The organism is Paraburkholderia sp. DHOC27 (genome assembly GCF_003429005.1).
Lineage (GTDB): Bacteria > Pseudomonadota > Gammaproteobacteria > Burkholderiales > Burkholderiaceae > Paraburkholderia.
Map to the genome: position 1 here is coordinate 46317 of NZ_QVQV01000015.1, position 12691 is coordinate 59007.

General features: G+C 62.4%; 12 protein-coding genes. 9 read left to right on the top strand and 3 right to left on the bottom strand.

Annotated features, from left to right (window positions below):
* Positions 1–104 precede the first annotated feature (104 nt).
* On the top strand, positions 105–617 hold the full coding sequence (locus tag D0B32_RS31765; RefSeq protein ID WP_117338391.1) for a winged helix DNA-binding protein: 513 nt from the start codon (positions 105–107) through the stop codon (positions 615–617).
* Positions 618–705: 88 nt separating this feature from the next.
* On the opposite strand, the gene D0B32_RS31770 is transcribed toward D0B32_RS31765, so the two are convergent.
* Complete coding sequence (locus D0B32_RS31770) at positions 706–1296, bottom strand: 5-formyltetrahydrofolate cyclo-ligase (RefSeq protein ID WP_259295231.1); 591 nt, start codon at positions 1294–1296, stop codon at positions 706–708.
* Between the two features lie 20 nt (positions 1297–1316).
* On the opposite strand from D0B32_RS31770, the gene D0B32_RS31775 reads away from it, so the two are divergent.
* The 4 genes from D0B32_RS31775 to D0B32_RS31790 all read left to right on the top strand — a co-directional run bounded on the left by D0B32_RS31775 (position 1317) and on the right by D0B32_RS31790 (position 6230).
* Positions 1317–3287 (top strand): lytic transglycosylase domain-containing protein, encoded by a 1971-nt coding sequence (locus tag D0B32_RS31775; protein ID WP_117338491.1) that lies wholly within the window; start codon positions 1317–1319, stop codon positions 3285–3287.
* Between the two features lie 73 nt (positions 3288–3360).
* Complete coding sequence (locus D0B32_RS31780) at positions 3361–4314, top strand: complex I NDUFA9 subunit family protein (RefSeq protein WP_117338394.1); 954 nt, start codon at positions 3361–3363, stop codon at positions 4312–4314.
* A gap of 33 nt (positions 4315–4347) precedes the next feature.
* Entirely contained in the window at positions 4348–4995 is a 648-nt protein-coding gene (locus D0B32_RS31785) for a glutathione S-transferase family protein (RefSeq protein WP_117338396.1), read from the top strand.
* Positions 4992–6230 carry a multifunctional CCA addition/repair protein gene (locus D0B32_RS31790; RefSeq protein ID WP_117338398.1) on the top strand — a complete coding sequence of 413 codons (1239 nt, stop codon included), beginning with the start codon at positions 4992–4994 and terminating at the stop codon, positions 6228–6230. Before D0B32_RS31785 ends, D0B32_RS31790 begins: the two co-directional genes overlap by 4 nt.
* 1100 nt (positions 6231–7330) lie before the next feature.
* Here the strand turns inward: D0B32_RS31790 and D0B32_RS31795 are convergent.
* Both D0B32_RS31795 and D0B32_RS31800 read right to left on the bottom strand, forming a co-directional pair.
* A complete protein-coding gene (locus D0B32_RS31795; RefSeq protein WP_117338400.1) occupies positions 7331–7525 on the bottom strand; it encodes a DUF2905 domain-containing protein in 195 nt (64 codons plus the stop codon).
* A gap of 43 nt (positions 7526–7568) precedes the next feature.
* Complete coding sequence (locus D0B32_RS31800) at positions 7569–8768, bottom strand: class I SAM-dependent methyltransferase (protein ID WP_117338402.1); 1200 nt, start codon at positions 8766–8768, stop codon at positions 7569–7571.
* Between the two features lie 13 nt (positions 8769–8781).
* Here D0B32_RS31800 and D0B32_RS31805 point away from each other — a divergent pair, with 13 nt between their 5' ends.
* The 4 genes from D0B32_RS31805 (at position 8782) to glmU (ending at position 12637) form a co-directional block, all read left to right on the top strand.
* Complete coding sequence (locus tag D0B32_RS31805) at positions 8782–9606, top strand: SDR family oxidoreductase (RefSeq protein WP_117338404.1); 825 nt, start codon at positions 8782–8784, stop codon at positions 9604–9606.
* Positions 9607–9700: 94 nt separating this feature from the next.
* Positions 9701–10096 carry a dihydroneopterin aldolase gene (locus D0B32_RS31810; RefSeq protein WP_117338406.1) on the top strand — a complete coding sequence of 132 codons (396 nt, stop codon included), beginning with the start codon at positions 9701–9703 and terminating at the stop codon, positions 10094–10096.
* Between the two features lie 3 nt (positions 10097–10099).
* Positions 10100–11101: a tRNA 2-thiocytidine(32) synthetase TtcA gene (ttcA, locus tag D0B32_RS31815; RefSeq protein WP_117338408.1), complete on the top strand. Its 1002-nt coding sequence runs from the start codon at positions 10100–10102 to the stop codon at positions 11099–11101.
* 174 nt (positions 11102–11275) lie between these two features.
* Positions 11276–12637, top strand: coding sequence for a bifunctional UDP-N-acetylglucosamine diphosphorylase/glucosamine-1-phosphate N-acetyltransferase GlmU (gene glmU, locus D0B32_RS31820; RefSeq protein ID WP_117338410.1), 1362 nt, complete (start codon positions 11276–11278; stop codon positions 12635–12637).
* The last annotated feature ends 54 nt before the right edge of the window (positions 12638–12691 follow it).

Here is a 12691-nt window from a genome sequence, read left to right on the forward strand (position 1 = left end):
AGTCCCGCGCCGTGCATGGTCCACATGGGCCATGCGTAACAGGGACGCCGTCTTGCGACATATTGGAGGCGCACGTTTCCCTTTGCGTACCGAGAGCCACTGTCATGTCGCGTCATCCCACCAAAATCGTCTCCTCGGAACACCTTGTTTCTGAAACGAGCGCGGAGCTGTCCGAGCTGGAGTACGGGCTCATCATGGCGAGCAATGCGTTCAACCGATGGATGGTGCGCTGCATGTCGGCGGCGGGCGAAAAGGACATGACCGCCATCGAGGTCTCGCTGCTGCATCATGTGAGCCATCGCGAGCGCCGCAAGAAACTCGCGGACATCTGCTTCGTGCTGAACATCGAGGACACCCACGTCGCCACCTACGCGTTGAAGAAGCTCGTAGCTAGAGGGTATGTAAAAAGCGAAAAGACCGGCAAGGAAGTCTTCTTCGCCGCCACCCAGGCGGGCCGCGATCTATGCCTGAAGTATCGCGACGTGCGCGAGAGCTGCCTGATTGCCACGCTCAAGGAAAGCGGGCTGACCAACCAGCAGATCGGCGAGGCGGCGCAGTTGATGCGTAACGCGTCGGGGTTGTATGACACCGCGGCGCGGGCCGCGGCTTCACTGTGAATGTGGAGGGGAGCCGCGCGCTTGCGTGATGCGTGTGCTTTGCCTGCGTTTTGTGTGCTTCGTGCGCTTTGGGTGTGGTGCGCCTGGCTCAGTCCGGATAACAGGCTGCTTCGGTGATGACGAGGTCGAGTGGGATGTCATGCGCTTCGCGCGCGAGCGTTTCAATGCGGCATGTTTCGTAGGCGATCCCGACCGTGACCGGTTTGCTCGCAGCGGGCCACACCGCCAGCGTGCGATCGTAGTAACCACCGCCATAACCGAGCCGGTAGCCTTGTGCATCGAAGCCAACACACGGCACCAGCAACAAATCGGGGATCAGCACGGTTTGCGAGGTGGGCTCGGGAATCCGGTGATGGCCGATCTTCATGGGCGTATCCGGTGCCCATGCGTGGAACTGAAGGGCTTCGCCAGGCTGGCCGATCACCGGCAATGCAGCCGCACGCGAGGCACTGCCGGCCAGCCAGATGGCGATCGCCCCACGCACATCGAACTCGCCGCGCAACGGCCAGTAAAAGCCCACGCAAGCCGGTTGATGCATTTGCAAAACATCGAGCACGCGGCGGTTCATCGCCTCCTGGGCAGCGGGCTCGGAAGCCGCCTGTAAACGCGCTTCCAGCAACGGTTTGCGCAGCGCGTTTTTCGATTCTGCGATGGGGTTGCGTGCTATGCTTGGGTTCACTTCGCGCTCCAGAAACAACGATGTCAAAACGCCTCTTTCGAGTATATCGCGCGGTCGGTCTTGCGCTTGCCGCTGCGTCACTCGTCGCATGTAGTACGGCTTCTGCGGTCAGACCTGTTCCGCCTTCAGCACTCTCCAACGACGACCAGATTTTCGTGCAGCTTCGTGAGGCTGCGCGCAACAACGACCCCGCTCGCGCCGCGCAACTGGCCGCGATGATTCCGGACTATCCGGCGCCTTCGTATCTGGAGTACTTCCAGCTCAAGCCGCAGTTGTTCGATTCGTCGGGGCATCCGCGCGTCGACGCGCCTGATGCCCCTGTGCTGTCGTTCCTGCAGAAGTACGACGGTCAGGCCATCGCCGACCGCATGCGCAACGACTATCTGGTGATCCTTGGCGCGCGTCACGACTGGAACAACTTCGACCAGCAATACGCGCGCTTCGTGCTGAACGACGACACGCAGGTGAAGTGCTACGCGCTCGAATCGCGGGCGGCGCATGGTGAGAACGTGGCGGACGCAGCGCGTGCGCTACTGGTGGACCCGAAGTGGTACGGCGACGGTTGCGTCGATCTGGTCACCGCACTCGCCATCAACCAGCAGTTCAGCGCCGACGATGTCTGGCAGCAGATCCGTCTCGCTTACGAGCAGAACAACACCAACACCGGCGCGAAACTGGTCGACGCCCTGGGCAATCAACGTCCCGATCCGACGCTGTTCGATCAGGCCGCGAGTACGCCGCCGCTGTTGCTGGCGCGCGGTGTCGGGCCTGATCCGCAGTCGCATCAACTGGCGCTGCTGGCCATTACGCGCATGGCGCGCAACGATCCGGCTATGGCGGCGGCCACCTTTGCGTCAGTCGCGCCGTCGCTCACTTCGCCTGAGCGCGCCATCGGCTGGGGCACCATTGCTTACCAGGCGGCTGCGAAGCAGATGCCCACGGCGGTGGACTGGTACCGGCTGTCGGCCAACGCGCCGCTGCTGTCGAATCCGGCTTACGAATGGCGCACCCGCAGCGCCTTGCTCGCCGGCGACTGGACGATGGTGCGCTGGTCGATCGAACAGATGCCGGCCGCGCTGCGCAACCAGCCGGCCTGGGTCTACTGGCATGCGCGCGCGCTGAAGCAGGCGGGCGAGACCGCGCAAGCTAGCCAGGAATTCACGCAAATTGCGTCGGGCTACAACTTCTATGGGCAACTCGCGCTGGAAGAACTGGGTCAGAAGATCACGGTGCCGCCCAAGACCGTGGTGACGGACGCGGAAATTCAGCAGGCCGCGAATACGCCGGGCCTGGCGCTGGCGCAGCGTTTCTACCAGCTCAATCTGCGGCTGGAAGGCAACCGCGAATGGAACTGGCCGCTGCGCACCATGAGCGACCGGCAATTGCTGGCGGTTGCCGAGTACGCGCGGCGTATCGAACTGTATGACCGCACCGTCAACACGGCGGACCGTACGAAGACCGATCACGACTTCTCGCTGCGCTATCTTTCGCCGTTCCGCGATATCGTCGAGCGCGATTCGCAGTCCAATGGGCTCGACGTCGAATGGGCGTATGGGCTGATTCGGCAAGAGTCGCGCTTTATCATGAACGCACGCTCGGACGTCGGCGCAAGCGGCTTGATGCAGCTCATGCCGGGCACTGCGCAACTGGTGGCGAAGAAGATCGGCCTCGGGCCCATCTCGCGTGAGCAGATGAACGACATCGACACGAACATCCTGCTCGGTACCAACTATCTGTCGATGATCTACAATCAGTTCGACGGGTCCGCAGTGCTGGCTACGGCAGGTTACAACGCCGGGCCGGGCCGTCCGAAGTCATGGCGGGAAGGGCTGGCGCACCCGGTTGAAGGAGCGATCTTCGCGGAGACGATTCCGTTCAACGAAACGCGTGACTACGTCAAGAATGTGTTGTCCAACACGGTCTACTACGCGGCATTGTTCGAGGGCCGTCCGCAATCGCTGAAGGCGCGGCTGGGTTATATCGCTCCGTAAGCGTCGTGCCGCCGCGTGCTGCGGCGGCGCTTCACTGCAGCCGTTGCCGCGGCTTCCACCCAGGGAGTCGAAAATGCGACATCAAGCCATTGCGATCATCGGCGGCTCGGGCTTCATTGGCAGCCATCTCGTCAACTCGCTGGTCGAGCTGGGCAAAGACGTGCGCCTTGCCACGCGGCGCCGCTACAACGCGCGCCATCTCACGCTGCTTCCCATTGATGTGATCGAAACCGATGTCTTCGATCCGGTGCAGCTCGCGCGTTTCGTCGAAAACGCCGATGCGGTGATCAATCTGGTGGGCACGCTGCATGGCAAACGCGGCACACCCTACGGCGCCGAGTTTGCGCGATCGCACGTCGAATTGCCGACCAAAATCGTCGCAGCCTGCGAAGGCAAGGGGGTGCATCGCCTGATCCACATGAGCGCGATTGGCGCGGATTCGAATGGTCCGAGCATGTATCTGCGCTCCAAGGGCGATGGCGAAAAGGCGGTGCACGCGTCCTCGTTGGCCACGACAATTTTCCGGCCGTCCGTGGTGTTTGGCCCTGAGGACAAGTTTCTCAACCAGTTCGCGTTTCTGCAGCGCATCTTTCCGGTGATACCGCTCGCCATGCCGGACGCGCAATTCCAGCCGGTCTATGTCGCCGACGTCGCCAAGGCGATCGTCAACGTGCTCGATCTCGACGCCGCGACTGGCCGTACCTACGAACTGGGCGGCCCGAGCGTCTACACGCTCGAACAACTGGTGAAGTATTGCGGCGATGCCATTGGCCGGCACGCCCGCATCATGCGTCTGCCCGATTCGCTGGCGCGGTTGCAGGCACTCAGCTTCGAAATGGCGCCGGGCGAGCCGATCATCTCGCGTGACAATCTCGATTCCATGAAAGTGCCGAGCGTGCTGAGCGGGCCGCTTGCTCCGGAGCTGGGTATCGAACCCGCCAGCATCGAGACCATTGCGCCCGTCTATCTCACCGGCGGGTCGATGCGCTCGCGCTTCAATACGTTCCGGGCCACGGCTGGACGGTGAGTTTTCCGTTTTCTCTTCTTCACAGCGTGAAACATGAAACTGCTGATCGGTGACAAGAACTATTCGTCGTGGTCGATGCGGCCCTGGGTATTGATGAAGCACTTCGGTATCCCGTTCGAGGAAGTGGGGGTGCGTCTGGGTGAGCCCGACACGAGAGACTCGATCCTCGCGCATTCGCCTTCCGGCAAGGTGCCGTGTCTGATCGCAGACGATGGCTCGTCGGTGTGGGATTCGCTGGCCATTGCCGAAACGCTCGCCGAGCGTTTTCCGCAGCATGCGATGTGGCCGCGCGACCCGATCAGGCGAGGTCACGCGCGTTGCGTGAGTGCGGAGATGCACTCGGGCTTCGGCGATCTGCGCACGAACATGTGGATGAACATTCGCGCGTCCTTCCCCGGCAAGGGCGCGACCCCCGCCGCGCTGGCGGATATTGCGCGTGTCGATGAGATCTGGACGGATTGCATCTGCGATTACGGCGGCCCGTTTCTGTTCGGCGATTTCAGTATTGCCGACGCCATGTATGCACCAGTCGTGATGCGCTTCAACACGTGGAAGCCCGCGTTGTCCGAGATGGCGGCGGCGTACGCCGAGCGAGTCACGCAGGAGCCGAGCGTGCAGGCGTGGATTCAGGACGCGCTGCAGGAAGGTCACGCGATCGGCTACTACGACAACGTCGCATGAACATCTATGCTGTGGGCGGAGCGATCCGCGACGAACTGTTGGGCATGCCGGTGCAGGATCGCGATTACGTCGTGGTGGGGGCCACGCCCGAGCAGATGGTGGCGCAGGGCTACCGGCCGGTGGGCAAGGATTTTCCGGTGTTTCTGCATCCGCAGACGCATGAGGAATATGCGCTGGCACGCACCGAGCGCAAGACCTCCGCCGGCTATCACGGCTTCCAGTTTTTCTATGCACCGGACGTCACGCTCGAAGAGGACCTCGCGCGGCGCGACCTGACCGTCAACGCAATGGCGCGCGAGGTGTGGCCCGACGGCACGCTGACCGGACCGGTGGTAGACCCGTTCAACGGCCAGGCTGACTTGCAGGCACGCGTGTTCCGGCATGTCAGCGATGCCTTTCTGGAAGACCCCGTGCGCATCTTGCGCGTGGCGCGTTTTGCCGCGCGCTTCACGGACTTCACCGTGGCACCCGAAACGATGGCGCTGATGCGCAAGATGGTGGCAGCAGGCGAGGTGGATGCGCTGGTGCCGGAGCGGGTCTGGCAAGAGGTGTCACGTGGGCTGATGGAGACACGGCCGTCCCGGATGTTCGCAGTGTTGCGCGAGTGCGGGGCGCTTGCGCGGATCTTGCCGGAGATAGATGGCTTGTTTGGCGTGCCGCAGCGAGCGGACTACCACCCCGAAGTGGATACGGGCGTGCATGTGATGATGGTGGTCGACCATGCCGCCGCGCAGGGTTATGCGTTGCCGGTGCGGTTCGCGGCGTTGACGCATGATCTGGGTAAAGCGACAACGCCGGAAGATGTGTTGCCGCGGCATATCGGACATGAAGGTCGTAGCGTCGATTTGCTGAAGCCATTTTGCGAGCGCTTGCGGGTGCCGAATGATTGCCGCGATCTGGCTGTGCTGGTCGCGCGTGAGCATGGAAATATTCATCGCGTGATGGAGATGGGGGCGGGGGCGCTCGTCCGGTTGTTCGAACGCAGTGATGCTTTGCGTAAGCCGGCGCGGTTTGCAGAGGCGTTGCAGGCGTGTGAGTCGGATGCGCGCGGGCGGTTAGGGTTTGAGGCGGCGGAGTATCCGCAGGCGGAGCGGTTAAGGGTGGCGCTGGTCGCTGCGCGGGCTGTGGATGCGGGGGCGATTGCTGCAGGTTTTAGTGATCAGCCTGCCGGGATTAAGGATGCTGTGCATCGGGAGAGGGTTCGGGCTGTTGAAGGTGCTCTTAAGGGGGGGTGAGGTTTTTGCCTGCGGCGCTGGTGGTGGGGTTGTTTGGTCTGGTTGTTTGGTCTTTGGTCTTTGGTATTTGGGCTTTGGCCTCTCCTTGTTTTGTTTTTGGTTTATTTGCGTTGCCCCTGTGCGGGGCGGCACTCACTTTTCTTTGCCGGCCGCAAAGAAAAGTAAGCAAAAGAAAGCGGGCTCACACCGCCAGCTTGTAGGTGTCTCCCTCGCTGCTCCCGCAGCATTGGTCCGAGACGAGATGATCTCTCGCGCAACTTTCCTTAGTGACCAGGCCGTCATTCGCTCCAGCGTCGCGCTGCGCGCTCCGCCGTTGGGCATAACGGTTTGAGCCGGCTTTCGGTTGGTTTCCTAAGGGTTTTGGCCTTTCCTTGATTTCTTATTGGTTTATTTGCGTTGCCCCTGTGCGGGGCGGCACCTACTTTTCTTTGCCTGCCGCAAAGAAAAGTAGGCAAAAGAAAGCGGCTCACACCGCCAGCCTGTAGGTGTCTCCCTCGCCGCTCCCGCAGCATTGGTCCGAGACGAGATGATCTCTCGCGCAACTTCCCTTAGTGACCAGGCCGTCATTCGTTCCAGCGTCGCGCTGCGCGCTCCGCCGTTGGGCATAACGGTTTGAGCCGGCTTTCGGTCGGTTTCCTAAGGGTTTTGGCCATCGGGGTTCCAGCGTCGCGCTGCGCGCTCCGCCGAATGGCACAACTCCTTGCTTGCGGCGGCTCGTTCGAAGATTCGGCATCCTGATTAAAGGATGAACTCTCGCGTATTTGGCAACACCGAGGGAGCGCGCGCTCCGCGCGCACATTAGCTTTCTCTTGCATACCCAACCGCGACGCACGAAGTGCGGAGTGGGATGAATGAGTCCTTTGTCACGAACGGGGAGGATGCGAGGGCACATCTCGTCTCGGACCAATACCGCGAGAGCGGCGAGGGAGACACCTACAGGCTGGCGGTGTGAGCCCGCTTTCTTTTGCTTACTTTTCTTTGCGGCCGGCAAAGAAAAGTGAGTGCCGCCCCGCACAGGGGCAACGCAAATAGACCACTAAGAAAACAAGGAAAGGCCAAAACAAAAACCAAAAAGCCTTCTGCAAGAAAAAACCAAACCTTTATAAAACCCTGGCCAGAAGAGACAAAACCATCGACAAAACAAGCGTAGACATAAAAGGAAACGGATACTCCTTCCCGAACAACCTGAGAGTCACATCGCCCGGCATACGCCCAATGCCAATCTTCTTGAGCCACGGCCAGCAACTCGACAACACCGCCACGGCAATAAACGTCGTCAAAAGCCAGCGAATCATCCCACGCCCCTAAAGCCACCACATTGAACGAGCAGGCAAATCCCTAAAGCGTATGCGACCGGTCCCCACTCGCAAACGCGTCGAGCGTCGCATCGATCCCCCGCGAAAACGCGATCACCTTGAACAGTTCGCCCATCTCCGCTTCGGACAACAACTTCTGCACGGCATTTGCCGCCGGCAAATATCGCGCGATATCCGTGGGGTCGATCTCGCCCAATACCTCGGTGATCCCCGCGTTCAACAAAAAGCGCGCCTGCGAGGTATACCCCAGCAAGTCCGCACCCGTTTCAACGCCGGCTTCCGCAATACCCGTAAACTCGACGTGCGAGGTGATGTCCTGCAAACCCGGATACACAAACGGATCAACATGCGCCCGGTGCCGGTAGTGGCACATCAACGTGCCCCCCGCGCGTTGCGCGTGATAGTACTCGTGGCGCGGAAAGCCGTAGTCGATCAACAATGCCGCCCCGCGCGTCAGCATCGTGCAAACGGTGCGTGTGAATGCGCGCGCGGCGTCGTGCGTTTCGGTCAGGTAATCGCCATCCAACTGACCTTCCTGTTCAACACTGGCAAGAAACGCTGCGTCCTGCGGCGACGTAACGGGCCGATCGTCGAACGCGAAACCTTCGCCTTCCGACTTTACGCCGCGTTCATTCCAGTTGCCGTCAGCGCGCGCAAACAGCCGCACCGGCATCGCGTCGAGCACCTCGTTGCCGATCGCCACGCCTTCGAACTGCGTCGGCAACGCATCCAGCCAGCGCACGCGCGCAGCCAACTCCGGTGCTTCGGCTTCGATGGTGGCGCGCTGTCGCTCACGGAGTTCGCCTGAAAGATCGACGATCGAATACGAATCCACCGATGCGCCCAGCGCCTGCAGTCCGTTGAGCAGGCCGGCGGCCAGTTTGCCGGTGCCGGCGCCGAATTCCATCACGTGACGCGTGCCGCTCGCTTCCAGCGCCTGCGCGACCGGACGGGCCAGTGTCGCGGCGAACAGCGGTGAAAGCTCCGGCGCGGTGACGAAGTCGCTGCCGTCCTCAGGACGGCGGCCAAACTTCACCGATCCGCCGCCGTAGTAGCCCAGCCCCGGCGCGTACAACGCCTGCTCCATATAGCGGTCGAACGGCAGCCAGCCGCCGGCGGCTGCGATCTGCGCGCGGATCTGCGCGGCCAGTGCTTCTGACTGCGCAAGCGCGCCTGGGCCGGGAGCAGGTAAACTGTCGGGTTGGTGAGCTTTCGGATTCATCCGCGTATTGTAAATGACCGTCCCTTCCGACACTTTCCCCGTCCACGCTGGCCGGTCGGCTGCTTCGCGCGTCGTGCTAGTCACGGGCGCCGCCCGCCGCATCGGCCGCGCGCTCGCGCTCGGCTTCGCGAGCCGGGGCTGGGACGTGGCCGTCCATTTTGGTTCGTCGCAGGCTGAAGCGGACGAAGTGGTCGCCGAGATCGGCGCGCTGGGCCGGCGGGCCGTGGCGTTGCGGGCCAATCTGGCCGTCGAGGCCGAGGTCGCCGCGCTGATCCCGGCCTGCACGGCGGCGCTCGGGCGGCCGCTTTGCATCGTCAACAATGCGTCGAGCTTCGAGGAAGATACCGCGCGCGATGTCGGCTACGAGCGTCTGTTGCAGCAAACCGCCATCAATGTGGGCGCGCCGCTCGTGCTGGCGCGTATGCTGTACGAGGCAACGCCCGAGGCGGCCCGCAGCGACGAAACGCTGCGCGGTGTCGTGGTGAACCTGCTGGACCAGAAGCTGTACAACATGAATCCGGACTTTCTGTCGTACACGCTCTCGAAGGCGGCGTTGCAGACCGCGACGGTGGCGCTGGCCCAGGCGCTCGCGCCAAAGTTGCGGGTGGTGGGCCTCGCGCCTGGCCTGACGCTGCAATCGGCCGGTCAGACGGCTGACGGCTTCGAAGCGGCGCACCGTGTCACGCCGCTTGGCCGCGCGTCGCGTCCGGAGGATATCGTCGCCGCCGCACTGTATCTGGCGGAAGCCGGGGGCGTGACCGGCACGACGCTGGTGGTCGACGGTGGCCAGCATCTGGTGCCGTCGCCACGTGACGTGATGTTTTTGAAGGGCGCCTGAAGCGCATGACGTAGATGAAGGCCGCCCGGCGGCCTTCGTGCTCCACAGGTGCCCCCTTTGCGTGCCCCGCACGCTTTTTTTGACTGGAACGACCATGTTTGCCGCTCTTTCGCATCCCCGGCTAGCCGATTGCCGCCGGCTTTTTCTGCGCAATTACGAAGTGCACATCAACATCGGCGTGCACGACTTCGAAAAGCGCGGCGAGCAGCGCGTCGTGATCAACGTCGAACTGTTCGTGCCGCTCGCGCTCTCGACGCCCGTCGAAGACAAGCTGCGCGAAGTCGTCGACTACGACTTCATGCGCGCCACCATCGCGCGGCGTGTCGAGCAAGGTCATATTCATCTGCAGGAAACGCTGTGCGACGACCTGTTGAAAGCGCTGCTCGCTCATCCCAATGTGCGGGCGGCGTCGGTTTCGACGGAGAAGCCGGACGTGTATCCGGACTGCGACGCGGTGGGCGTCGAAGTGTTTGGCATCAAAGAGGATTGAGCTATGAACGCTCCTGAAATGGTAGGCGCCCAGAATGCGCAAGCGGCCGCCGACGCGGCTGCCGAAGCCGGCGCGCGCAAGCCCGCGCTGACGCGTCGCGAACAGAAAGAAGCCTACGAAAACAACAAGCTGTTCAAGCGACTGGCGCGCCAGGTCGGCCAGGCCATTGGCGACTTCAACATGATCGAGGACGGCGACAAGGTGATGGTGTGCCTGTCCGGCGGCAAAGACAGCTACGCCATGCTCGACGTGCTGATGCGTCTGCGCGAGCGTGCGCCGATCCACTTCGATATCGTCGCCGTGAATCTGGATCAGAAGCAGCCGGGTTTCCCGGAGCACGTGCTGCCGGAATATCTGAAGCAACTGGACATCCCGTTTCACATCGAGAACCAGGACACGTACAGCATCGTCAAGCGGCTGGTGCCGGAAGGCAAGACCACCTGCTCGCTGTGCTCGCGGCTGCGGCGCGGCATCCTGTATCGCGTGGCGGGAGAACTCGGCGCAACGAAAATCGCGCTCGGCCATCATCGTGACGACATCCTGCAGACGCTGCTTTTGAACCTGTTCTACGGCGGCAAGCTGAAGGGCATGCCGCCCAAGCTGCAATCCGATGACGGCAAGAACATCGTGATCCGGCCACTCGCGTACGTGAAGGAAACCGATCTGGAGAAGTACGCGGAGCTGCGCGAATTCCCGATCATTCCGTGCAATCTGTGCGGCAGCCAGCCCAATCTGAAGCGCGCCGAAATGAAGGCGCTGATCCGCGAGTGGGACAAACGCTTCCCGGGCCGCGTGGAGAACATGTTCAATGCGCTGTCGAATATCGTCCCGTCGCATCTGATGGATCACAAGCTGTTTCCGTTCGCCGGCCTGCGTGCGAGCGGTGAAGCCGATCCGCAAGGTGACATCGCTTTCGACGAAGAACCGTGCTCGACGGACGCCGGTAACGGCATGCCGCTGAACGGCGCGCAGCCCATCTCGATCGTGCAGTTCGACGATCTTTGACACAACGCGCCGCGCGCAAAACTAGCGACGACCGCCCGTGAACCCAGCGTTCGCGGGCTTTCCACGGAATTTCGCCGCGCCTACACGCTGCGCGCAAAAGCCCCGCGCGAAGCGTGGTAGCACAGGGCCGCATGCTAGAATTGGCGGCTCCAAACTCGTCTCATTGCCGACGCCATGAACATTGTGATTTTGGCGGCAGGCACCGGTAAGCGTATGCGCTCGGCGCTGCCCAAGGTGCTCCATCCTCTGGCCGGCCGGCCCCTCCTGTCTCACGTCATTGATACTGCCCACACGCTCAAGCCGACCCGTCTCGTGGTCGTCGTGGGTCATGGCGGCGATACGGTGCGCGCGGCCGTCGCTGCGCCCGACGTGCAGTTCGCGGTTCAGGAGCAGCAGCTCGGCACGGGACACGCCGTGCAGCAGGCTTTGCCCTTGCTCGATCCCACGGTGCCGACGCTCGTGCTTTACGGCGATGTGCCGTTGACGCGCGCCAGCACGCTGAAACGGCTCGTCGAAAGCGCCGCGGAAGGCTGCTATGGCGTGCTCACCGTGACGCTGGACGATCCGACCGGGTATGGCCGCATCGTGCGCGATCAGGCGGGTTGCGTCGTGCGCATCGTCGAGCAGAAGGACGCCACGCAGGAGCAACTGCGGATCAGCGAAATCAACACGGGCATCGTCGTCACGCCTACCGCGCAACTGGCCATGTGGCTGGCCACGCTGAAGAACGACAACGCGCAAGGCGAGTTTTATCTCACCGATGTGGTCGAGCGGGCCATCGAGGCGGGTTTCGAAGTCGTTACCGCGCAGCCGGACGAAGAGTGGGAAACGCTCGGCGTGAACAGCAAGCAGCAACTGGCCGAACTCGAACGCATCCATCAAGGGAATGTTGCCGAGGCGCTGCTGGTCGCGGGCGTGACGCTGGCCGATCCGGCCCGCATCGACGTGCGTGGCACGCTCGAATGCGGCCGCGATGTGTCGATCGACGTGAACTGCGTATTCGAAGGCAAGGTCACGCTGGCGGATAACGTCAGCATCGGGCCGAACTGCGTGATCCGCAATGCCAGCCTCGGCGCCGGCACGCGCGTCGACGCGTTCACTCATATCGAAGGCGCGCAGGTCGGCGCACAGGTGGTGCTCGGCCCGTACGCGCGGCTGCGTCCCGGTGCGTTGCTGCAGGACGAATCACATGTGGGCAACTTCGTCGAGGTGAAGAACGCGGTGCTGGGCCACGGCTCGAAGGCCAACCACCTCACCTATATCGGCGACGCGGACATTGGCGCGCGCGTGAATATTGGCGCGGGCACCATCACCTGTAACTACGACGGTGCGAATAAATTCCGCACCGTCATCGAAGACGATGTGTTCGTCGGCTCGGATACGCAACTGGTGGCGCCGGTGCGCGTCGGCCGTGGCGTGACGATCGCGGCGGGCACGACCGTGTGGAAAGACGTCGAAGAAAACATGCTCGTGCTGAACGACAAGACGCAGACGAGCAAAACCGGCTTCGTACGCCCCACCAAAAAGAAAAGCTGAACGACCTACGGCGTGCCGCTCAGACACGCCATGAACACCGAACCCAGCATAGGA

Coding starts and splice junctions, on each gene's coding strand:
- D0B32_RS31765 (WP_117338391.1), top strand. CDS start 105: ATGTCGCGTCATCCCACCAAAATCGTCTCCTCGGAACACCTTGTTTCT.
- D0B32_RS31775 (WP_117338491.1), top strand. CDS start 1,317: ATGTCAAAACGCCTCTTTCGAGTATATCGCGCGGTCGGTCTTGCGCTT.
- D0B32_RS31780 (WP_117338394.1), top strand. CDS start 3,361: ATGCGACATCAAGCCATTGCGATCATCGGCGGCTCGGGCTTCATTGGC.
- D0B32_RS31785 (WP_117338396.1), top strand. CDS start 4,348: ATGAAACTGCTGATCGGTGACAAGAACTATTCGTCGTGGTCGATGCGG.
- D0B32_RS31790 (WP_117338398.1), top strand. CDS start 4,992: ATGAACATCTATGCTGTGGGCGGAGCGATCCGCGACGAACTGTTGGGC.
- D0B32_RS31795 (WP_117338400.1), bottom strand. CDS start 7,525: ATGATTCGCTGGCTTTTGACGACGTTTATTGCCGTGGCGGTGTTGTCG.
- D0B32_RS31800 (WP_117338402.1), bottom strand. CDS start 8,768: ATGAATCCGAAAGCTCACCAACCCGACAGTTTACCTGCTCCCGGCCCA.
- D0B32_RS31805 (WP_117338404.1), top strand. CDS start 8,782: ATGACCGTCCCTTCCGACACTTTCCCCGTCCACGCTGGCCGGTCGGCT.
- D0B32_RS31810 (WP_117338406.1), top strand. CDS start 9,701: ATGTTTGCCGCTCTTTCGCATCCCCGGCTAGCCGATTGCCGCCGGCTT.
- ttcA (WP_117338408.1), top strand. CDS start 10,100: ATGAACGCTCCTGAAATGGTAGGCGCCCAGAATGCGCAAGCGGCCGCC.
- glmU (WP_117338410.1), top strand. CDS start 11,276: ATGAACATTGTGATTTTGGCGGCAGGCACCGGTAAGCGTATGCGCTCG.